The following is a 20,370-nucleotide window of genomic DNA, read 5'->3' on the forward strand; positions in this document are numbered from 1 at the left end:
GTGGCCGCAGCATTGCTGCGGCCCTCGTTTCATGGAACATGGGTTTTTTCATGCTGGACGATCTGCTTCAGACCATATGGGCGCAGTTGGCGATCCCGGTCGGCCCCGTGCGCAACCCTTATCGGCTCATGCAACTGTCCACCCTGGACGAGCAAGGATGGCCCGTGTCCAGGACAGTTGTGCTGCGGGATGCCGATGCCCGTGCACGCGCGCTGTACTTTTACGCGGACAGGCGCTCGGCAAAATGCACACAGATAGCCGTTGACCCACGCGTTGCATTAACGGCACTGAGCCCCTGCGGCCTGACCCAGGTGCGCATGGAGGGGCTTGCCACCCTGGTCGAGGATATCGGGCATCGACGACGCTGCTGGTCGGCGGCGCGTGACAAGACACAGGCATTGTTCCGTCATGGCGCTGTGCCGGGACAGGTGATTGAAAGCCCTGAAGTCGCCTACGAACGCATCCTGGGCGGTTTCGAGCACTTCGCAATCATATGCATCGAGCCACGAGCGCTGGAGTGGTTGGATCTCACACGACCCGTTCAGCAACGGGCGCGCTTCCTGCGCCATGAAGGATTGTGGCAATCCTCCTGGCTGGCTCCCTGAGGCAGGCTTCTCGTACAGAACATGCAAACAGGAGTAATTGATGAAAGGTTACTGGATCATTCTGGGGACTGCTGTTACCGACACGCAGGCGCAGCAGGAATATGGCCGGTTGTGGGCGCCAATCGCCGAGCATTATGGCGCCAGGCTCAAGGTTCTCGATTCGACAGCGCTGGTCGAGTCGCATACCAGCACACGGGCGCTGGCGGTCGAGTTCGACAGTTATGCCCAGGCCCAGGCGTGCTATGCCGATCCCGCCTATTCGCAAGCAAAGGCGATGGCATTACGCGCCTATCGTCGTGAGTTGCTCATCGTTGAGGGGGATTTAGGCTGATCAAGGGTTCGCTGATACGGATGCCATGGGACGATAGCGTCCGGCATCGTTCCCCTCCTCCAGCGCAATACTGAACAGCTCTGCCAAAAGAAAAGGCACCCGCAGGTGCCCTCTCGATACCGTTTACGGAATGAATCGAGTGCCACAAGCGTGGCACATCCAAGTGCGGCGCCACTCTTCCAATTTGTCGTACTGTGCGACGTTGAATTTCCAGTGGCGAACGAAGCCAATTACACCGACGGTGATAAATATCGCGCCTATGAAGAACCTTGACCAATCAACGCCCCAGAAGGTGTTCATAAGCTTGAGGCCATCGTACAAGATGATTGCGCCAACCCCCGTAAGAATGACCGGGCCAAGCAAGCGCTTACCTGGAGGTGGGCCGACGCTTGCCGCCAAATTGGTCTGATGCCGACCTGAAGTTTCAACGGTCACGCTTGGTCCGAATCCGGATTGGGACTGCGCTTGGTGGGTTGCTTGTATGTGAGAAGTGCCAGCAGCATGGATGATAGACAGAAGCTGGACGTTTTGACCTTGGCATTGCGGGCAGCAGATTGCGTTATTGCTCACCACGTATTCATTCCTTTGAGGGGTGAAAGGCGAGCATTCTAAGGCAATTGCATACATCAGCGCACTACGCGACTTTATCCGAGCGCTATTCACGACTTACCACGCCCACAAACAAACCTACTATCCACCCCATCTGTGTACCTTACACCCGCCCAACTACTCACATGAAGGGCGCGAACGCCCGATGATGAGAAGCGGAGATTTACCAAGGGGCTGGAGCACTGGGCTGATGCTTCTACGGCATACAAAACGCTCATGCACATCGTCATTGGTCGGTTCGGTGCTGCCAGTGATGGTGCCGACCACCATGTCTTCAGTGATCTCGAAGTCATAAGGGCCGTAATAGGCCACGGCCTGGAACATCCAGCGGCCACCAACACGGATCGTCCGGCCGCCGCAGGCTGCCTCGAGCTTCTGCAGCACGTTCGTACGCTGCTCGTCGGCACCGATCAAGGCTGATAGCGCCAAGTCCGCCTGACGTTAACTGCCCGATGCCCTGCTCCCCATCGCAGGGTGTATCGGTGATTCATCTGCTCGCGGAAAAGGCAGGCATGCCAATGCCGCTTGAGGCTGGTAACTCAGTCAGGTAGAGGCCAGTGCACGGGAGGTCGCGGGTTCGAATCCCGCTCAGCCGAACAGATGAATCACCTATGCATCCCGCATCCCCTTCCTTCACATACGACCGCATTGGCAGGCGCCAGGCCACCTTTCACGGGGGGGGGGGTTGGTCACCTTCGCCTGGCTCCTGGCCAATGCGGCCGCACAACCACCAGGAGGACCGCCATGGGCGCACTTCGAGCAGCACAATGGCAGTACGACAACCAGTTGCCGCCTCCGGTGAGCGAGAGCGCGGCTGAGGAAGCTGAGGCGCGCTGGTTCGACGATGGCATCGCGGAACTGTTGGCGCGCCGTAACGTAGTCTTCCAGCGCAACTTCCACCAGCGTGGCGTGACCTACGAGCGCTTCGCCCAAGCGGTGGATGAGTTCGCGATGGTCCAGCTTGAAGAGATAGCCCGGCAGCTACTCACTCCTTTTGCCAAGGAAGCGGTGCTGGCCCAGGCCGAGGACGCGGAATGAATCCCCACAGCGTGGCGGTGAGCGCCATCGAGGCAGCAATCGAGACGATGCTTCTACCGGGCTCTGGCCCGGTGGAGGATGCGAAGGCCGAGACGATGGTCGTCGCCTACTTCTCCATCCTCGATCCTCGTCATCGACTCCAACGAGTTCAAACATTACTGCGAGCGCATTCGGCGTATTGCCGTTCGGCGCAAGGAGGCTGCATGACAACGCCACTGATCACCACGCTCATTGATGAGCAGGTCGCTGAACTGCCCGAGAGTCAGGCAATGCCCGGCGACCGGGTGCTGATGTTGTTCAAGGGTCCGACCTTCGCGGCCGCGATGCACCAGGCCGAACTGGCCAGTATCGAAAATCCGCAGGCCTGGAACTGCCGGGCCTGCATCTGCGGAGAGTGGACCGTGGGCTACGAGGTTCGGGTGTGAACTCCTACCAGCGGGCCCGCCACTTGGTCATTTGGCGCGAAATCAACACCCAAAGAGCCCGGCACCGGGCCAGGCTTTTACATTTAGGCCCATCTACAGCTGAACGTTATTCCAATGGGCGCTTGTGATAACTATAACGCTCTGCATGGGATACCCTCGATGGGTCCGGCGGGCCCTGCTTCTGCCCTCTTCGAAAGGGAGGGCTGTCGAAATTGTCGTCACAGTTCTCTTGGAAAGCGCTCTCACTCTGATCGACTGATCTCTGTAGCCGCCCCTCATTATCGGCTGGCTGACTGACCTGTCTGTCACTATCTACGCCATACCTATCTCTGGACATACACACCTCTCAATGCTCAGAAGTCCTGAGCTATTTGAGTATGCGCTTCCCACTCTTCCAGAAGAGATAAAACGGACCACTGGGACAGGGCTTGGGCTGACTTGGCGTCCAGATCGTATGCTCAATCCAGCTCACTCATACGCCTGTCGCCTGTTTCTTTAATCTTGAAAAGGAGGGTGAAACTGCCAGTAAGGCTTTGCCGTAGCTCTTGGGGCATTGCGAAGGAAAAATGGATGAGCCACGAACCATCTTTCAATCGAAATGTATCACCCCGGTAAAGAGCTACATCCGCCTCGCTCACTCCAATCCGCACGGAAATATCTGAATCACTTGGCGCATCAAACACGGTTGTGCCCTCACGTTCACCATGGAGCGAGCAAGCAGTGCATCTGGGCGCGCTATCGTTTGTGAATCGGCTTGGCCGTGTGAGGGTTCGTCCAAACGACCTTCGGCTTGCTCGCTAGCACGCCGCTGACTCCAGAAGGAACGCTTTCAATCTGGCCTCCCTGCTTGATGAACAAGTCAGTCTGTTCATTCAAGCGCTCATGGGCACGCTGCGTCTCTGGGGATATGGCCTGGTGCATAAAAGCTACCTCTTAGTGAGAAGCCGCAGAAAACGGCTACGCAGTCACTATACAGGGAATTTGAAGCACCCATGGGAATTAGAGCCAGATACTGAAAAATGCCGACATAATAAACGCAAAATCCTGCAAGTTTTGTTTAGAAATCCGTAAACCAAACCATCCGCCGCCGCTATAACGCAGCATCTGCAAGAATTTATCGCCGCTTTTCTTCGCGTCTCGGTGAGGCGCAAATGCCCGCCAGAGCGCACAACCATAGCCGACGCCCAGGCCGCTTGGCCTACATCAGGGCTTGACCTGGCATTTCCCCTATTTCAACTGACGGCGCCGGCCTGGCGCGAGGTTTTCCAATGTCCACAACCAACATGCGCATCTGGGAGCAGGTGCAGACCACCGATACCCGCTACACCAAGAACGCCGAGGTCGGCGGCCAGAAGATCACCAGCCTGAACGGCACCGCGATGGTCATGAAGGCGACCGAAATGTTCGGCCCGGTCGGTATCGGTTGGGGCTGGAAGGCGCTTGAGGAGCGATTCGACGACGGTCACGAGGTGTTTTCCGGCGAAGGCGACAAGCGAATCTGCTTGGGCCGGGGGATCGGCCACACCGTCAAAGTCCAGCTCTGGTTCATGCAGGACGGCCAGCGCGGCGAGGTCGAGCAGTACGGGTGCACCCGGCACCAGTACAAGACCAAGTACGGCATGACCACTGATGGTGAGGCGCCGAAGGAGTCGTTGACCGACGCCATCAAGAAAGCTCTGTCCATGCTGGGCTTCAGCGCCGATGCGTATGCCCATCCTACGTCGCCGGCGTCATCAAGGTGAACGTGGCAGCTTTCTGGGCCGAGCAACCTTTTGACCTTGGCATGGACTCGGACTACGGCAACTGCGACCTTTGCTGGAAGAAGAACGAGGCCAAGCTGATTAGGACCATCCAGGAGGATCCTTCCCGGGTGATCTGGTGGTCCGGCACCGAAGAACGGTTCGGCCAGGTGTTCAGACAGGACCGGCCTAATTACCGAGCGCTTGCCTGGTCAGCGGAAGGTTTCATGCCTCTCGGCGCCTGCGCCTGCATGCGAAGCTTTCGACCTATACGGTCGTCATCCTGTCTCTGGTTCTGATCCTGGTAGCGAGCAAGAACTGCGCAAGGACAGTAATGGCTTCGAAGACCAGCGCCCCCGCAGCGACTACCTGCTGTTCCTGGCTGGCTACCGCGAAACGCACCAGCAACCCCTCTCCCCTATCACGAGCAGGCTACCTGGTCGAGTTTTGGGAGAGTTTCTGTAGCAATGCGGCGAGCCCGTCCAACGCCCCAGGCTAAAGCCCTGGTCATTGATTCACCGGGACGGGAATCGAACGCCTCCTCGTGAAGGGCCATGCCCGTCGAGGCATAGACTCCAATGAACATTTGCGTGCTACCTGCGCGCGACAGTCGCACCTGGACATCTATGTGCGTTCCATCGCCAAGGGTCTCGTCATGAGTGCGGTGGTGAAGCGAAGGATCAGCCCATTGCCAGAAAACTTCACCGCGTATCCTCATGTCGATCTCCTACGACTTTAGTTGTATGCGATAGGTGAACTTTCACAATAGCGAACACGAAGCGGTTATCAACCGCAGCGGGAGATACTGAAAACTGAATCGGACAAGCGGCGATCAGTCTTCGTCCGGCGGCTCAGGCAGGTGCATCGTTGCAGCAAAAGCCATCCATTCTTCAAAAATGCGTCGGTGCTGGTCGCAATCCGATCGCCAGTTGGAGGAGGACGTCACACCATACACAACCTGACTCATCGTTTGAGCCGTGTAGGTATCGAGCTTTCGAAGCAGTTCGTACGCATGAAACTGTTGATCCTTGCTAATAGAGCTCATGTGATCCACAGCTGATGAGGAGCGAAGCACTCCTCGTGACCGGTGGACACCCCGCCACAGATTAAAGTCACCAGAACTTAAACTTTTTTCGCCAACTGCCGCGATATGGCTGCCAAGGACGAAGTCATGCCTGAAGACAGCAACCGGCTTGGCCGGACCACTTCCGCTATATCGACGAGATTAGCCCTGACGGGGTGACGATTGTCTGCCAGCGCTTTGTCGTGGTTCGCGAGTCGGAACACTGCTATTGGATTGCTCCCTATCGCTTTGTTGGCCTGGCCGGATGTGCGTGGCCGAAGGTCGCAAGAGCCCGCACATCAAGCGCGTGCTGAGAGCATCGTATAGGCGCCGGTTTGCGTACCCGGATAAAGCGAAGGCCCTTCATTCCTACAAAGTGAGGAAGCGGCGCCAGCTCGGACATGCCCAGCTCGCCATGGAGCGTGCCAAGACTGCTCTGGAAGATCTCAATGGCGTGGACGCGATTGCAGACGAGCGACTGTGCTCGGGTGGCGACTTCATCAAAGAACTGAACTGGGATGACTATTAATGACCCGCCTCGCCCTCTGCCTCCTGCTGCTGGCCACCGGCGCCAGCGCAGGCGAATTACCCAAAGGTGTTGACGTCTTCCACGACGACGAGCGCGGCGCAACCTGCTGGACCTTCGGTTTCGACTGGCGCGACGGCATCAGCTGCATCCCCGACAGCCAGCTGCAGGCCGGCAACCAGCTCCAGCTTTCCCCGCACGAAACCCAACCCGAACCTACACCCGCTCTGGCGCCTGGGCGCTGGATTGATGAGAGGTATCAGCCGTGAGCAAGAAGAAAACTCACTTCACCATCGTGTCCAGCGCGGAGCTCGAGGAATTGCGCCGGGATCGTGAACGCTTGGCCGACGGCACCAGGGTGCTCATGAGCTGGCACAACTACCTCGGGCCAATGTTCTTCCGCGACCGCCATGAGCAGCGCGAGATCGAAGACTGGTACGAAAACCCGCTAATCTACGACGCGCTCGACTGGTTCTGCGAACGCGGCCACCGCGCCTAACCCCTCCCCTACAACTCAAGCCCGCCGACATGCGCGGGCGAGGACGTTTGCACTCATGAAAACACGAGAGCTCACGTACGAGCGCCTGAAAGAGAAGATCCACTACGACCCCGACACCGGCAAATTCACGAGGACTTGCCCCGATCACAACCGCAAGGTTGGGCAACTCGACAAGGATGGGTACCTGGCCATCGCAATAGACCGAGTAGGGCGCTGCTCGATAGTGACCATGCACCGGATCTTGCCGGGGACCCGTGGGACATGCAATATCTTCGAGTGTCCCAGGATTGTCCCAAATGGCCGGGGTCAACAAAATCCGCAGGCATTAAAAAAGCCCCGCAACCTCAATGGTTGCGGGGCTTTCGAATGGTGGAGGCCGAGGTCGGAATCGAACCGGCGTAGACGGATTTGCAATCCGGAGCATAACCACTTTGCTACTCGGCCTCAAAGGTCGGATCTAGCAGCTTGCGCTTCGCTATCTCCTTGAAACGCTGAACCTTTTTCAAAGTTTGCTGCGTTTCGATGGGCGCCATTATGTCTTCATTCCTTTAACCTTGCAACCCCCTGAACGAAAAAAAATTTCAACGGGTTCAAGGTGTTAGCGCAGACGGCCGAGTTTACTCCACAAGCCCACCACTGTGTTCTCCACGGTGCCACTGGCAGCCATGCCGATTCGCTCCTGGAGGCTCTTGCGTTCGGCGTAGTGCAGGTGGAACAGGTTGGCGTTGCGCGCGCGTTCGCTGAGGTACTCGTCGCTGGTCTGCAGCTCGTCCACCAGCTTGCGGTTGAGTGCCGCGACGCCCAGCCAGACTTCGCCGGTGGCCACTTCGTCGATGTGCAGCTGCGGGCGATAGCGGGCAACGAAGTCCTTGAACAGCTGGTGGGTGATGTCCAGGTCTTCCTGGAACTTCTCCCGGCCCTTCTCGGTGTTCTCGCCGAACACGGTCAGGGTGCGCTTGTATTCACCGGCGGTCAGCACTTCGAAATCGATGTCGTGCTTCTTCAGCAGGCGGTTGACGTTGGGCAGCTGCGCCACCACGCCGATGGAACCCAGTACCGCGAACGGTGCGCTGACGATCTTCTCGCCGATGCAGGCCATCATGTAGCCGCCGCTGGCGGCCACCTTGTCGATGCACACGGTCAACGGGATGCCGGCCTGGCGAATGCGCGCCAGCTGCGATGCAGCCAGGCCGTAGCTATGCACCAGGCCGCCACCGCTTTCCAGGCGCAGCACCACTTCGTCACGCGGGGTGGCGAGGGTCAGCAGCGCGGTGATTTCGTTGCGCAGGCTTTCGGTGGCAGAAGCTTTGATGTCGCCATCGAAGTCCAGCACGAAGACCCGGCCCTTTTCCTCGGCCTTGCCCTTCTTCTGCCGCTTTTCCGCCTTGGCCTGCTGCTTGCGCAAGGCCTTGAGCTGGGCCTTGTCGAGCAGGCCGGATTCCAGGCGCTCGCGCAGGTCCTTGTAGAACTCGTTCAGGCGAGTGACCTGCAATTGCCCACCCGATTTGCGCCGCCCCTTGCCGCGCAGCCCGGCGATGGCCGACAGCACTATCAGGATGGCGATGACCAGGGTGGCGGTTTTGGCGAGAAAGCTTGCGTATTCTGCAAGAAACTCCACGTTGACTCCTTAAAGACTTGCGCCACTACGGCGCGTAACTGTAGCAAGCATACCGTTGCGCCTGAGGTGCTGCCAGCCGTGGCAAACGCTGGCAACACCTTTCAAACAACCTTTTCAAACGCTTGTATGTTTTTTCGTTGACAGCCCGTGTGCCGCATCCTAACCTCGCAGCAACCTCCAACAGGCCGGAACCTTTCGTGGGCAACCTCTACCTGATCCGACATGGCCAAGCCTCCTTCGGCGCCGATGACTACGATGTCCTCTCGCCCGTGGGCGAGCGCCAGAGCCAGGCCCTGGGTGAGCACCTGGCCCAGCTCGGTGTAAGGCTGGACCGCTGCGTGGCAGGCGACCTGCGCCGCCAGCAGGATACCGCGCGCCTGGCCCTGGATGCATTGCACGCCAATGGCTGCCCGGTGCCGGCTGTTGAGACCGATGCAGCATTCAATGAGTTCGATGCCGATGGTGTGATCCGCGCCTTGTTGCCCGGGCTGCTGCCTCAGGAGCCCGACGCCCTGCACATCCTGCGCAATGGCGCGCAGCACCGCAGCGAGTTCCAGCGCCTGTTCGCACTGATGGTGCAGCGCTGGCACGATGGCGAACATGCCGACGATGGCCTGGAGACCTGGCAGGCGTTCACCGCCCGCGTGCAAGGCGGCCTGCAGCGCGTACTGGATGCCGCCGGTAGCGGCGACAATATCGCCATATTCACCTCGGGCGGCACCATTGCCGCCCTGCTCCACCTGGTTACCCGTATTACCCCCGGCCAGGCGTTCGCGCTGAACTGGCAGATCATCAACACGTCGCTCAGCCAGCTGAAGTTCCGCGGCCGCGACGTGGCACTGGCTTCCTTCAACAGCCAGGCCCATGTGCAGCTGTTGAGGGCGCCGGAGCTTGTCACCTATCGATGAGCCCGGCTTGTTGTGTCCCTGCGGGGACGTGTAAATCACTCTATAAGGAATGCGCCATGACCTCCGTAGCTGATGCCGTCAAAAAGATGCAAGAGAAGTTCAACCCATCCGCTGCCGCCGGCCTGGACCTGGTGTTCGGCTTCAACATCACCGACGAAGACAAGCACTACGCGCTGATCGTCAAGGACGGCACCTGCGACCTGCAGGAAGGCGAAAACCCGGATGCCAACTGCACCCTGGTAATGGACAGCGAAACCCTGAAGGGTATCGTCAGCGGCGAAACCGACGGCATGCAGGCATTCATGGGCGGCAAGCTGCGCGTTGAAGGCGACATGATGCTGTCGATGAAGCTCAGCGAGCTGTTCCCGTCCTGAGGGCTGGAAATAGCGGATAATCGAAAAACCGAAGCCTGACCGGCTTCGGTTTTTTTTTGCCCGCCTGTTCGGGCCCTATCGCCGGCAAGCCAGCTCCCACAGGTACAGCGTTGCTCTCGAGGTTGCCGCTGTACCTGTGGGAACTGGCTTGCCGGCGATAGGGGCAGTCGCTTCATCAAGGCAGTTGATCAGGCAGCAACACCCTCACCTATATGGCATCTGGCACGCTTGTCCCATCCCCGGCGGACCATTAGATTAGCCAATAGTCCTTGCGATCGAGAATAAGGAAAACGCATGACGCTCACCGACCAGTCCACCCAGGTACGCCCCGGCGAAGAACTCGACGCGGCTGTCATCGCCCCTTACCTCAAAGCCAACATCCCCGGCCTGGATGGCCTGCCGAGCATCAGCCAGTTCCCTGGCGGCGCCTCCAACCTTACCTACCTGGTCAGCTACCCGGGCCGCGACTTCGTGCTGCGCCGTCCACCGTTCGGGCAGAAGGCCAAGTCGGCCCACGACATGGGCCGCGAGTTTCGCATCCTTAACCAGCTGAACAGCGGCTTCCCCTACTGCCCCAAGGCCTATGTGCATTGCACCGACAGCAGCCTGATCGGCGGCGAGTTCTACGTGATGGAACGGGTCAAGGGCATCATCCTGCGCTCGGACATCCCGGCCGAGCTGGACCTTGACGCCAACCGCACCGAGGCCCTGTGCAAGAGCTTCATCGACCGCCTGGTGGAACTGCACCAGGTGGACTACAACGCCTGCGGCCTGGCCGACCTGGGCAAACCGGAAGGCTATGTGCAGCGCCAGATCGAGGGCTGGACCAGCCGCTATGAAAAGGCCCTGACGCCCGACGCCCCGCGCTGGGAACAGGTGACCGCGTGGCTGCACGAGAAAATGCCCGCCGACCACCCGCGGCCCGGCATCGTGCACAACGACTACCGATTCGACAACGTGATCCTCGATGCCGACAACCCCATGCGCATCATCGGTGTGCTGGACTGGGAAATGGCCACCCTCGGCGACCCGCTGATGGACCTGGGCAACAGCCTGGCCTACTGGATCGAGGCCGATGACCCGGCGCCGGTGCAGCTGATGCGTCGCCAGCCGAGCAACGCGCCGGGCATGCTCACCCGCCGCCAGTTCGTCGATTACTACGCCGAGCGCGCCGGCATCCGCCTGGACAACTTCGATTACTACTATTGCTATGGCCTGTTCCGCCTGGCCGGCATCGTCCAGCAGATCTACTACCGCTATTACCACGGCCAGACCCAGGACAAGCGCTTCGCCCAGTTCATCCACATGAACCGCTTGCTGGAGCAGATGACCTTGCAGGTCATCGCCAAGTCCTGCCTCTGAGCCCCGACCTCGACGACGGATAACAAGGAAAACAGCATGTCCAAGACCCACCTGTTCGACCTCGACGGCAAGATTGCCTTCGTTTCCGGCGCCAGCCGTGGCATCGGCGAGGCCATCGCCCACCTGTTGGCCCAGCAAGGTGCCCATGTGATCGTGTCCAGCCGCAAGCTCGACGGTTGCCAGCAGGTGGCCGATGCCATCATCGCCGCCGGTGGCAAGGCAACGGCGGTGGCCTGCCACATCGGTGAACTGGAGCAGATCCAGCAAGTGTTCGCCGGCATCCGCGAACAATTCGGGCGGCTGGACATCCTGGTCAACAACGCCGCTACCAACCCGCAGTTCTGCAACGTGCTGGATACCGACCCAGGAGCTTTCCAAAAGACCGTGGACGTGAACATCCGTGGCTACTTCTTCATGTCGGTCGAGGCCGGCAAGCTGATGCGCGAGCATGGTGGCGGCAGCATCATCAACGTGGCTTCGATCAACGGGGTTTCGCCCGGCCTGTTCCAGGGCATCTATTCGGTGACCAAGGCGGCGGTCATCAACATGACCAAGGTCTTCGCCAAGGAATGCGCGCCGTTCGGGATCCGCTGCAACGCCCTGCTACCAGGCCTGACCGACACCAAGTTCGCCTCGGCACTGGTGAAGAACGACGCCATCCTCAATGCCGCGCTGCAGCAGATCCCGCTCAAGCGCGTGGCCGACCCCAAGGAAATGGCCGGCGCCGTGTTGTACCTGGCCAGCGATGCCTCCAGCTACACCACCGGTACCGCACTCAATGTCGACGGTGGTTACCTGTCCTGATCAGGCTTTTACTGCAATCAGGGTGTAGCTCAGGGGCAGGCGTGCGGGCTGCTCGCGCAGGCGATATTCACCGTCGTCGCCCTTGACCATCTGCCCCGGCAGCGCCTCCCAGGGGATGCTCTGGTGCTCGACCAGGGCGGTCAGCTGCAGACCGTGGGCCAGCAAGGCGCTGATCACCTCGCCCAGGCCGTGGTTCCACTCGTGGGTTTCGGTGTGGGAAAGGCGCTGCTCGGTTTCGACGTAGGTCTGGTCGTTGTGCCACACCGTCGGTTCTTCGTGCTCGAAATACGGGTATTCGAGTTGCAGGCGGTCCTGGTGGTCTTCGTTGACTGCCATCAGCATCGGGTGCCCGTCGCGCAGGAACAACCGCCCGCCCGGCTTCAGCAGGGCCGCGACTGTACGCGCCCACGGCTCGATGCGAGGCAGCCAGCAGAGCGCGCCGATGCCGGTGTAGACCAGGTCGAACGTGCCGGCCGGCAACACCTTGTCGGCGTCGTAGACATCGGACTCGACATACGCGATGGGTGCCGCACAGCGCTGGGCCAGCGCCCGCGCCTCGGCCAGCGAAGCCGCGGAGTAGTCCAGGCCACAGACCTTGGCGCCAAGGCGCGCCAGTGAGAGGGTATCGGTACCGATGTGGCACTGCAGGTGGACGGCGTTGAGCCCGTCGATATTGCCAAGCAACGGCAGGTCGAAGCGTACGGTTTCGGAAAGGTGTTCGGGATGCTGGACGAGCCGTTCGACTTCGTAGTCGTTGGAAGCAGCGTGCAGCGGGGCACGTTCATCCCAGCTGGCGCGGTTGAGTTGCAGTGAGCGGTCCATGGTGTCTTCCTTGATTCGCGGGGGCTCATGCTAGCCTCCACCAATCTCCCTGCGACACAAAAGCCTTGCTAAAAATTGTAATGCTGGTGCGGTCCCTGTGGGAGCGGGCGTGCCCGCGAAGAAACAACGCGGTGGCTGGCACCGGCTACGCCGGTGTTCGCGGGCGCGCCCGCTCCCACCCGACCCCACAGAGCCCCTGCCAAGTCGCCAGCCCTTACAGGCAGGTCGCCGCCGCCGCCCGGCGCTGCAGGGCCACACCGTCGTTCTTCTGCGCGTAGTAATCCACCCGCGCCCCACCCGCCTGCGGGTACACATCCACGAACGCCTCGGCTTCACGGGTATACACCGTGAACCCACCCTGCTTGCGTGGTTCCAGATAACCACTGGCGTCGTCACCGAAAACCTTCTCTTCCTGCCAGCTGAACTGGATGCACTGGGCCACCAGTTCCGGCGCCTTGTGCGAGTCGAGCTGCGCGGTCGGCTTGCCGCCGCGGGCCGTTTCCATGGTCGCAGAAGCACAACCGACCAGCATCAGCGCCGCAGCCATCGGCAGAATCGCACGCATGTTCCATCCTCAGGGTAAAAAAGAAGGCGACTCTAGCACTGGCAAGCATCGCGAGTGAATTGTCACGCGCAGGTGGCTGTCGCAGATAAGGCATTCCGCCACAAGGAGAACGTCATGAAATTGCACTACCTGCTGTTCGCCGCCCTTCCCTGCCTGCCCCTCGCTGCCACCGCAGCCCCCTCCGGCGAAGAAAGCATCACCGCGCCAGAAACCCACAACCGCGAGCTCAAGGTCGGCGACAAGGCACCCGACCAGTACAAACGCGATGACCAGGCAATCAAGGACTGGAAAACCAAGGGCCTGCCAGCGCCGGAAAAGGAGAGCCACTGGGTAAACATGGGGGGGCGCTACGTGCTGGTGCAGATCACCAACGGTGTGGTGCTGGCAATTCAGCCAACCCACTGATTCCACATTTTCCCCGCCGCTCATCGCTGGCACGACAAATTTTTGCCTGCCAGCGAAACCAAATGGATCCTTTCCAGTCTCAGAGGGTGTGCCGTAAACCTTTGCGGATCAAGGACCTATATCGTGATGACCCGTCTTGCAAGCCTTTCGCTGATTGCCGTTGTCCTGCTGACAGCAGGGTGCCATAGCCATCGCTACCATGACGACGACGATGGCTGGCGTGACCGTGATCGCGATCGTGGCCATCGCCACCACCATCGGCATGACCGCGACGACGATGATGACAATCGTCAATACCGTGGTGACCGCTACTACCGCTGAAGCGTCTTTTTCAACCCTGGCCCGCCGCCCGTTGCGCGGCACCTTAACCTGATGATTCCTTTGAGGTTCGTATCATGCGTCTGACTCTGCCTTCCCTTGCCCTTGGCCTGCTGCTGTGCCAGGGCGCTTTCGCCGGTGACGGTACCGCCGCCATTGGCGGTGGCCTGGGTGGTGTTCTGGGTAACGTTGTCGGTCAACAGATCGGCGGCAAAACGGGGGCGGCCATCGGCGCCGGCCTCGGCGGCGCAGCCGGCAGTGCGGTAGGTGCACGCAAGGGCAACCGTACCGAAGCCGCCATCGGCGGTGGCCTGGGCTCGGCCGGCGGTTCGCTGCTGGGCGGCGCGGTAGGCGGCAAGACCGGCTCCACCGTGGGCGCTGGCCTGGGTGGCGCAGCCGGTGGTGCCATCGGCAACCACCTGGGCGACAACAACGGCAAGCACCGCCGTCACCGTCACTGATCCGGTGACCTGAGGGGCTGCTGCGCAGCCCATCGCCGGCAAGCCAGCTCCCTGACCTCAAGCCATGCGCAGTCATTGTGGGAGCCTGGCTTGCCAGCGATGGGCCGCCTAGCGGCCCTTTTTGTTGCAGCACATCAACACCCCCTTCACCGCAATCCGGCACACTGGCTGCTACTGTCTATCGTGCCCCCGTGTGAAGGAACACCCCCTCCCCATGAACCAAGAGCTGCTCTGGGTCCTCGGCCTGCTGGCCATCGTCATCACCCTGTTCGTCATCAACCGTCCGCGCATGGACGTGGTCGCGCTGCTGGTGATCCTCGCCCTGCCGCTGTCGGGCATCCTCACCGTGGAGCAGGCGCTGGCCGGCTTCAGTGACCCCAACGTGGTGTTGATCGCCGCCCTGTTCGTGATCGGTGAAGGCCTGGTGCGCACCGGCATTGCCTACCGTATCGGCGAATGGATGAGCGAGCGGGCCGGCAACAGCGAGGCGCGCCTGCTGGTGTTGCTGATGGTGGCCGTGGCGGGGCTGGGTTCGATGATGAGCTCCACCGGCGTGGTGGCCATTTTCATTCCGGTGGTGCTGAGCATCGCCGCACGCCTGCAGCTATCACCCGCCCGCCTGATGATGCCGCTGGCTTTCGCCGGCCTGATCAGCGGCATGCTCAGCCTTGTGGCCACACCGCCCAACGTGGTGGTGCACAGCGAACTGGTGCGCCATGGCGAAGCGGGCTTCAGCTTCTTCAGCTTCACCCCGTTCGGCCTGGTGGTGCTGGTGCTGGGCATCGGCTACATGCTGCTGACCCGGCACTGGCTGAATGGCGAAGTGCGCAAGGACGGCCGCGTGGAAAGCCGCCGCACCCTGCTGGACCTGGTGCTGGACTACAAGCTCAACGGCCGCGAACGGCGCCTGCGCATCCGCCCTCACTCGCCGCTGATCGGTCATACCCTGGGCGAGCTGGAGCTGCGCACCCGGCATGGCGCCAACGTGATCGGTATCGAGCGCCAGCACAAGTTCACCACGCGGGTGATCGCCGCCGACTCCAGCACCGTGCTGCACCAGGGCGATGTGCTGCTGCTCGACCTGTTCGCCAACCGCGACGACCTGCGCAGCCTGTGCCAGACCATGCAACTGGAGCCACTGCACTTCAAGGCCGCCTACTTCATCGACCAGTCCCAGGAGCTGGGCATGGCCGAGGTATTGCTGCCACCAGGCTCGAAACTGCTCGGCAAGAGCATCCTCGAACTGGCCTTCCGCACTCGCTTCGACCTCAACGTGGTGGGCTTGCGCCGCGAGCAGGTGGCGATCGAAGAACAGCTGGTGGAAGAAAAGCTGCGCCTGGGCGACACCTTGCTGGTAGTCGGCCCGTGGAAGGCCGTGCGCCAGTTGCAAGGCAAGCCCAAGGACTTCCTGGTACTGAGCCTGCCCGCGGAAATCGACCTGGTCGCGCCCGCCCGCACCCGCGCACCACAGGCGCTGCTGAGCCTGGCGGTGATGGTCGGGCTGATGGTCAGCGGCGCGGTACCCAATGTGATTGCCGCGCTGATCGGATGCCTGCTGATGGGCGCAGGCCGCTGCATCGACATGAACAGCGCCTACCGGGCCATCCACTGGCAAAGCCTGGTGCTGATCGTCGGCATGCTGCCCTTTGCCCAGGCACTGCAGAAAACCGGCGGCATCGACATGGCGGTGGGCGGCCTGGTCAGCGTGCTGGGCGGTGCCGGCCCCAGCGCCATCCTCGCCTGCCTGTTCGCGGTCACGGCGGTGATCGGCCTGTTCATCTCCAACACGGCCACTGCAGTACTGATGGCCCCCGTGGCCGTCAGCACCGCCACGCAGCTGGGCATGTCGCCCTACCCGTTTGCCATGACCGTGGCGCTGGCCGCCTCGGCGGCGTTCATGACGCCGGTGTCATCGCCGGTCAACACGCTGGTACTGGGCCCGGGGCAATACCGCTTCGCCGACTTCGTCAAAGTCGGCGTGCCGTTCACCGTACTGGTGATGCTGGTGACCGTGTTGATGGTGCCGTGGTTCTTCGGGCTGTGAGGTGACACATCTCGAATGAAGGCAATTTGGCATTATCTCGACCGATCGCGGCAGATTGACATCAAGTCCTCTGACGAAACACACTTATGCGCAATTGCCCCAGGTGCTTCAAGCCGTTGTCCTGGATTTCGTTTCCGCTTTGCCGGTCGAGCCCATGGTTTTTCCAGCCCAATCGCGCTTGTTGCACTACGTCGTTCTACTCGGCCTGACCTTCGCCCTGACGCTGGGCGGCATCCTCGCCCGCCCGATCGAATCCCTGTCGCTGTTCTGGCCGGTCAACGCGGTATTGGCCGGCGTGCTGCTGCGCTACCCCCGCCAGGCCACGCTGACGGGCTTTGCCCTGGTCTGGCTGGCCATGGTCGGCGCCGACCTGCTGTGTGGCAGCGCCTGGGTACCGGCCCTGTGGTTCAACCTGTGCAACCTGGGCGTGGTGGTCACCCTCTGGCTACTGCTCTCGCGCTTGCCGCGCCTGCACCGGCGCATGCGTACCCCCCACGGCGTGCTCAGCGTGTTCGGTGCCTGTGCCGCCGGGGCGATAGTGGCGGCCAGCATGGCGGCGGCAATGGCCGCGCCGTGGTTCGAACAGTCCTTGCGCGCCACTTGGCTGGCCTGGTTCAGTGAACAGTTCTCGACCAGCGTGCTGGTGCTGCCAGTGCTGCTGACGGCGCCCTCGGCGCGAGCCCTGGTGCGCGGTGGCGCCCAGGCCATCCGCCTGGCGCCGTTGTTGATGCTGCTGGCCTCGCTGGCGTCCAGCATTGCCTTCGGCGGCCCCGGGGCCATTGCCTTCCCGATTGCCGCGCTGCTGTGGTGCGCCTGGACTTATTCACCGTTCCTGGTCTCACTGCTGACACTCACCGCCGGCAGCACGCTGATCGTGGCGGTGGCGCAAAACCTCATGCATTTCAGCGTGCCGCAAAGCGAGCCCGGGGTAACCACGCTGATGTCGGCGCGCCTGGGCATCGCCATGCTGGTACTCGGGCCGCTGGTGGTGGCCTGCGTCAGCCAGGCCAACCGCAGCCTGATGGCCCGCCTGGCGCATCAGGCCACCATCGACCACCTCACCGGCGTGCTCACCCGCAGCGCCTTCACCCGCCGCGCCAACGCGCTGCTGGAAAGCCGCCAGCAACACGCCCAGGCGCTGCCGCTGACCCTGATGATGCTGGATATCGACCACTTCAAGTCGATCAATGATGCCCACGGCCATGCGGTCGGTGACCAGGTGCTGCGTCAGTTCGCCGGCACCCTGCAGGACCAGCTGCACGATGGCGAACTGTTCGCCCGCCTGGGCGGCGAGGAGTTTGTCGTGATCCTCCCGGGCCTGGCACCAGACCGGGCCAAGTTCACTGCCGAACGCCTGCGCCGCGCCGTGCAGGACCTGCATGTGGTGCAGGCCGACCAACACCTGCAAATTACCGTGAGTATCGGCCTGGCCGGTTGTGCCGCCGACATGCCGGCCCCCACCCTAGACGAACTGCTGGCGCGCGCCGACCAGGCGCTGTACCGGGCCAAGGCCCATGGCCGCAACCGCGTCGAGCAGGCCGAGCCGCAACGCCAGGTGATGTGAACTAGCCGGCCAGCAAGTCCCACGTCAACTTGGCGATCAGCACGCACAACAGCACCAGGAACAGCCCGCGTACAAAGCCCGCGCCCTTGCGCACCGCCAGCCAGGTACCGGTCAGCGCACCGAGGATATTGCACGCCGCCATGGGCAAGGCGATGGCGTACAGCACGTTGCCCGATGGCACGAAGAACACCAGTGCCGCCAGGTTGGTGGCGATGTTCACCACCTTGGCCGATGCCGAGGCATGCAGGAAGTCCAAAGCGAAGAAGCGGATGAACAGGAAGATCAGGAAGCTGCCGGTGCCCGGCCCGAACAGGCCATCGTAAAAGCCGATCGCGCCACCGATCAGCACCGCCAGGCACTGCTCCTTGCAGCCGATCCTTGTGGGTTTGTGCAACGTGCCGAAGTCCTTCTTGCAGAAGGTGTAGATGGCCATCAGCACGATCAGCACCAGCACCGCCGGGCGCATCACGCTGGGCGGCACCAGCGACACCGTGGCGGCACCGGCGAACGACATGACGAAGGCACTGAGCGCGGCCGGCACGATCAACCCCCAGTCCAGCGTCACCCTGCGGATGAACGAACGCGCAGCGAAGGCCGTGCCACACACCGACGCCAGCTTGTTGCTACCGAGCAATGCCGCCGGTTGCGCGGTGGGCAGCACGTTGAACAAGGCCGGGATCTGGATCAGCCCACCGCCCCCCACGGCGGCGTCGATCAGCCCTGCGGCGAAGGCGAACACGGAAAGCACAGCGATATCCATCATGACGCGGTTCCAGGCAGTGAAGACGCTGCAAGGCTAATCAAAGTGCCGCGCTTGTGTTGAAATGCCATATTGCAAAAACTGCAACGAGGAGCAGGCAATGGCATTGGACATGCTGCGGGAAATCCAGGCGTTCGTCAGCGTGGCGCACAAGCGCAGCTTCGTCGCCGCCGCACGCGCCCTGGGGCGCTCACCCAGCGCGGTCACCCGCGCGGTACAAACCCTGGAGGACAACGCCGGGAGCAAACTGCTCAACCGCAACGCCAATGCCGTGACCCTGACCGAAGCCGGCGAGCGCCTGCTGCCACACGCCGAACGCTTGCTGGATGTGCAACGTGATGCCGCCGACGAACTGGCCGCGCTCAGCGGTAGTGCACAAGGCTGGATCCGCTTCGCCGTGCCGCAGGTACTGGGTGAACATGTACTGCCCCAGGTGCTGGCCGAGTTTTCCCGCTGCCACCCCCACGTAACCCTGGACGTGCAGTACAGCGACGGGGCCCTGGACCCGCTGCAAGGCAAGTTCGACTTCGTGGTGCGCGGTGCCTTTCCGCAGTCGAGCGAGCTGATCGGCTACCCGCTGTGGGATTACCAGCGCCACCTGTATGCAAGCCCTGAATACCTGGCACTGGCCGGCACGCCACAACAACCCGAGGACCTCGAAGGCCACGCGCTGATCCTGCACACTGCCCCGCGCATACTCAAGGCCTGGCACTTCTGCCGCGACGGCCAGATCACCAGCCTGCGCCCCAGGCCCAGGCTGCGCCTGGACTCAGGTGACGCGGTGTACCACAGCACCCTGGCCGGTGCCGGTATCGCCCGCCTGGCCGCCTGGGTCGGCGAAGCGCAGGTCAAGGCCGGGCGGCTGGTGCGGGTATGCCCGCAGTACCGCCTGACCTCCAGCAACGGCCAGGACCCGCAGATGCATGCCGTGTACCCCGCCGGCGAGCTGCCGGCGCGGGTACGCGACCTGCTGGCTGCCCTGCGCCGCGCCGGCCTGGCCTACTGAAACAACGCCCTGAAATGGCTGTTCAAATTCTGCTCAATTTAACAGAGCCCGCCGCAGGCCTGGCTTGCAGCACTTTATCCACAGACCTACCCACGTTTTTTGTGGACAGTTTTCCCAGTGCAAAGAACGACTTATCGTACAAATCGGTAGGGTGAATCGGCCAACAATGAAGAGGAATGGGCCCGCCCGAAGGAAAGGCAGGCCGCGAGGGATATAGGTGGTTAACGTCAGCTTGGCGGAATGGTGCCAAGAATACCGATCAGAATGGTCAGCAGCAGAAAACCACCCAGGAATAGCGCGAGCTTGCCCATTGGAACCTCTACAAGTGTGATGCGGGAATGGGCATATTGTCGGGCTTGGGCTGATACCGTTACAGATTCAGGTTTATGGAAAAAAAGCGGATCAGATGTGAGGCACCGGTCTTTTGGACTGCCCCCGAAAAGTTGGACAGTTTTAGCCCGTGGCCTGAGTCCTGTAGCTGACAGGGCTCAGGCCATTGAGTTTCAGCCTGATGCGGTCATGGT

The 20,370-nt window shown here is 61.5% G+C and carries 25 protein-coding genes, 2 tRNA genes and 2 pseudogenes; 19 read left to right on the forward strand and 10 right to left on the reverse strand.

Features of this window, described 5'->3' with window-relative positions:
• Positions 1 to 50: 50 nt before the first annotated feature.
• Together CAG00_RS20465 and CAG00_RS20470 are read left to right on the forward strand one after the other, a co-directional pair.
• The gene (locus CAG00_RS20465) at positions 51 to 605 is read left to right on the forward strand and encodes a pyridoxamine 5'-phosphate oxidase family protein (protein ID WP_085665221.1); all 555 of its coding nucleotides are present in this window, start codon (positions 51 to 53) and stop codon (positions 603 to 605) included.
• Between the two features lie 40 nt (positions 606 to 645).
• The gene (locus CAG00_RS20470; RefSeq protein ID WP_085665207.1) at positions 646 to 936 is read left to right on the forward strand and encodes a DUF1330 domain-containing protein; all 291 of its coding nucleotides are present in this window, start codon (positions 646 to 648) and stop codon (positions 934 to 936) included.
• 123 nt (positions 937 to 1,059) lie between these two features.
• On the opposite strand, the gene CAG00_RS28380 is transcribed toward CAG00_RS20470, so the two are convergent.
• Positions 1,060 to 1,506 (reverse strand): hypothetical protein, encoded by a 447-nt coding sequence (locus CAG00_RS28380; protein WP_137137585.1) that lies wholly within the window; start codon positions 1,504 to 1,506, stop codon positions 1,060 to 1,062.
• Positions 1,507 to 1,770: 264 nt separating this feature from the next.
• Positions 1,771 to 1,965 (reverse strand): annotated as a pseudogene (locus tag CAG00_RS29320) (hypothetical protein); the annotation flags it as partial.
• A 108-nt stretch (positions 1,966 to 2,073) separates the two neighbouring features.
• Between CAG00_RS29320 and CAG00_RS20485 the strand changes: the two are divergent.
• The 3 genes from CAG00_RS20485 (at position 2,074) to CAG00_RS29325 (ending at position 3,008) form a co-directional block, all read left to right on the forward strand.
• Positions 2,074 to 2,141 (forward strand) — tRNA-OTHER (locus tag CAG00_RS20485).
• 148 nt (positions 2,142 to 2,289) lie between these two features.
• On the forward strand, positions 2,290 to 2,583 hold the full coding sequence (locus CAG00_RS20490) for a hypothetical protein (protein WP_085665208.1): 294 nt from the start codon (positions 2,290 to 2,292) through the stop codon (positions 2,581 to 2,583).
• Positions 2,580 to 3,008 carry a hypothetical protein gene (locus tag CAG00_RS29325; RefSeq protein ID WP_371915771.1) on the forward strand — a complete coding sequence of 143 codons (429 nt, stop codon included), beginning with the start codon at positions 2,580 to 2,582 and terminating at the stop codon, positions 3,006 to 3,008. The genes CAG00_RS20490 and CAG00_RS29325 overlap by 4 nt, the downstream gene beginning before the upstream one ends.
• A 735-nt stretch (positions 3,009 to 3,743) precedes the next feature.
• On the opposite strand, the gene CAG00_RS29330 is transcribed toward CAG00_RS29325, so the two are convergent.
• Positions 3,744 to 3,929, reverse strand: coding sequence for a hypothetical protein (locus CAG00_RS29330; RefSeq protein WP_015270896.1), 186 nt, complete (start codon positions 3,927 to 3,929; stop codon positions 3,744 to 3,746).
• Between the two features lie 347 nt (positions 3,930 to 4,276).
• Here CAG00_RS29330 and CAG00_RS20520 point away from each other — a divergent pair.
• Positions 4,277 to 4,717: pseudogene (locus CAG00_RS20520) on the forward strand (Rad52/Rad22 family DNA repair protein); the annotation flags it as partial.
• A gap of 451 nt (positions 4,718 to 5,168) precedes the next feature.
• Here the strand turns inward: CAG00_RS20520 and CAG00_RS29140 are convergent.
• Positions 5,169 to 5,465, reverse strand: a complete 297-nt coding sequence (locus CAG00_RS29140) for a hypothetical protein (RefSeq protein WP_085665211.1) — start codon at positions 5,463 to 5,465, stop codon at positions 5,169 to 5,171.
• A gap of 114 nt (positions 5,466 to 5,579) precedes the next feature.
• Positions 5,580 to 5,792, reverse strand: coding sequence for a hypothetical protein (locus CAG00_RS20535; RefSeq protein WP_085665212.1), 213 nt, complete (start codon positions 5,790 to 5,792; stop codon positions 5,580 to 5,582).
• Between the two features lie 289 nt (positions 5,793 to 6,081).
• Here CAG00_RS20535 and CAG00_RS20540 point away from each other — a divergent pair, with 289 nt between their 5' ends.
• From CAG00_RS20540 to CAG00_RS20550, 3 genes are read left to right on the forward strand one after another with little or no spacing between them, the layout of a single operon-like run.
• Positions 6,082 to 6,339: a hypothetical protein gene (locus CAG00_RS20540; protein WP_238066546.1), complete on the forward strand. Its 258-nt coding sequence runs from the start codon at positions 6,082 to 6,084 to the stop codon at positions 6,337 to 6,339.
• Positions 6,339 to 6,605 (forward strand): hypothetical protein, encoded by a 267-nt coding sequence (locus CAG00_RS20545; RefSeq protein WP_054572105.1) that lies wholly within the window; start codon positions 6,339 to 6,341, stop codon positions 6,603 to 6,605. The genes CAG00_RS20540 and CAG00_RS20545 overlap by 1 nt, the downstream gene beginning before the upstream one ends.
• On the forward strand, positions 6,602 to 6,835 hold the full coding sequence (locus CAG00_RS20550; RefSeq protein ID WP_256579069.1) for a hypothetical protein: 234 nt from the start codon (positions 6,602 to 6,604) through the stop codon (positions 6,833 to 6,835). The genes CAG00_RS20545 and CAG00_RS20550 overlap by 4 nt, the downstream gene beginning before the upstream one ends.
• Positions 6,836 to 7,205: 370 nt before the next feature.
• Here CAG00_RS20550 and CAG00_RS20555 read toward each other — a convergent pair.
• Positions 7,206 to 7,279, reverse strand: a tRNA-Cys gene (locus tag CAG00_RS20555).
• A 154-nt stretch (positions 7,280 to 7,433) separates the two neighbouring features.
• Positions 7,434 to 8,453: a protease SohB gene (gene sohB / locus CAG00_RS20560; RefSeq protein ID WP_023662815.1), complete on the reverse strand. Its 1,020-nt coding sequence runs from the start codon at positions 8,451 to 8,453 to the stop codon at positions 7,434 to 7,436.
• Positions 8,454 to 8,650: 197 nt separating this feature from the next.
• Here sohB and CAG00_RS20565 point away from each other — a divergent pair, with 197 nt between their 5' ends.
• The 4 genes from CAG00_RS20565 to CAG00_RS20580 all read left to right on the forward strand — a co-directional run bounded on the left by CAG00_RS20565 (position 8,651) and on the right by CAG00_RS20580 (position 11,901).
• The gene (locus tag CAG00_RS20565; protein WP_085665213.1) at positions 8,651 to 9,361 is read left to right on the forward strand and encodes a histidine phosphatase family protein; all 711 of its coding nucleotides are present in this window, start codon (positions 8,651 to 8,653) and stop codon (positions 9,359 to 9,361) included.
• Positions 9,362 to 9,417: 56 nt separating this feature from the next.
• A complete protein-coding gene (locus tag CAG00_RS20570) occupies positions 9,418 to 9,735 on the forward strand; it encodes an SCP2 sterol-binding domain-containing protein (RefSeq protein WP_003257405.1) in 318 nt (105 codons plus the stop codon).
• Between the two features lie 294 nt (positions 9,736 to 10,029).
• Positions 10,030 to 11,097 carry a phosphotransferase family protein gene (locus CAG00_RS20575; protein WP_085665214.1) on the forward strand — a complete coding sequence of 356 codons (1,068 nt, stop codon included), beginning with the start codon at positions 10,030 to 10,032 and terminating at the stop codon, positions 11,095 to 11,097.
• Between the two features lie 36 nt (positions 11,098 to 11,133).
• Positions 11,134 to 11,901 carry an SDR family oxidoreductase gene (locus tag CAG00_RS20580; RefSeq protein ID WP_085615066.1) on the forward strand — a complete coding sequence of 256 codons (768 nt, stop codon included), beginning with the start codon at positions 11,134 to 11,136 and terminating at the stop codon, positions 11,899 to 11,901.
• Here the strand turns inward: CAG00_RS20580 and CAG00_RS20585 are convergent, their stop codons facing one another.
• Both CAG00_RS20585 and CAG00_RS20590 read right to left on the reverse strand, forming a co-directional pair.
• On the reverse strand, positions 11,902 to 12,723 hold the full coding sequence (locus CAG00_RS20585; RefSeq protein WP_085665215.1) for a bifunctional 2-polyprenyl-6-hydroxyphenol methylase/3-demethylubiquinol 3-O-methyltransferase UbiG: 822 nt from the start codon (positions 12,721 to 12,723) through the stop codon (positions 11,902 to 11,904).
• Positions 12,724 to 12,937: 214 nt separating this feature from the next.
• A complete protein-coding gene (locus tag CAG00_RS20590; RefSeq protein ID WP_016498900.1) occupies positions 12,938 to 13,288 on the reverse strand; it encodes a hypothetical protein in 351 nt (116 codons plus the stop codon).
• A gap of 114 nt (positions 13,289 to 13,402) precedes the next feature.
• Here CAG00_RS20590 and CAG00_RS20595 point away from each other — a divergent pair, with 114 nt between their 5' ends.
• The 5 genes from CAG00_RS20595 (at position 13,403) to CAG00_RS20615 (ending at position 18,080) form a co-directional block, all read left to right on the forward strand.
• A complete protein-coding gene (locus CAG00_RS20595; RefSeq protein ID WP_025339702.1) occupies positions 13,403 to 13,693 on the forward strand; it encodes an RcnB family protein in 291 nt (96 codons plus the stop codon).
• 126 nt (positions 13,694 to 13,819) lie between these two features.
• The gene (locus CAG00_RS20600) at positions 13,820 to 14,014 is read left to right on the forward strand and encodes a hypothetical protein (RefSeq protein WP_085590806.1); all 195 of its coding nucleotides are present in this window, start codon (positions 13,820 to 13,822) and stop codon (positions 14,012 to 14,014) included.
• Positions 14,015 to 14,088: 74 nt separating this feature from the next.
• Positions 14,089 to 14,472, forward strand: coding sequence for a glycine zipper domain-containing protein (locus CAG00_RS20605; RefSeq protein WP_025339704.1), 384 nt, complete (start codon positions 14,089 to 14,091; stop codon positions 14,470 to 14,472).
• Positions 14,473 to 14,686: 214 nt separating this feature from the next.
• Positions 14,687 to 16,516 (forward strand): SLC13 family permease, encoded by a 1,830-nt coding sequence (locus CAG00_RS20610; protein WP_085665216.1) that lies wholly within the window; start codon positions 14,687 to 14,689, stop codon positions 16,514 to 16,516.
• Positions 16,517 to 16,655: 139 nt separating this feature from the next.
• Positions 16,656 to 18,080: a GGDEF domain-containing protein gene (locus tag CAG00_RS20615; protein WP_085665217.1), complete on the forward strand. Its 1,425-nt coding sequence runs from the start codon at positions 16,656 to 16,658 to the stop codon at positions 18,078 to 18,080.
• A gap of 1 nt (position 18,081) precedes the next feature.
• Here the strand turns inward: CAG00_RS20615 and CAG00_RS20620 are convergent, their stop codons facing one another.
• Positions 18,082 to 18,843 (reverse strand): TSUP family transporter, encoded by a 762-nt coding sequence (locus CAG00_RS20620; RefSeq protein ID WP_085665218.1) that lies wholly within the window; start codon positions 18,841 to 18,843, stop codon positions 18,082 to 18,084.
• Positions 18,844 to 18,940: 97 nt separating this feature from the next.
• Here CAG00_RS20620 and CAG00_RS20625 point away from each other — a divergent pair, with 97 nt between their 5' ends.
• Complete coding sequence (locus tag CAG00_RS20625) at positions 18,941 to 19,846, forward strand: LysR family transcriptional regulator (protein WP_085665219.1); 906 nt, start codon at positions 18,941 to 18,943, stop codon at positions 19,844 to 19,846.
• Positions 19,847 to 20,370: the final 524 nt, after the last annotated feature.

Source organism: Pseudomonas sp. B5(2017) (assembly GCF_002112825.1).
Classification (GTDB): Bacteria; Pseudomonadota; Gammaproteobacteria; order Pseudomonadales; family Pseudomonadaceae; genus Aquipseudomonas; species Aquipseudomonas putida_Z.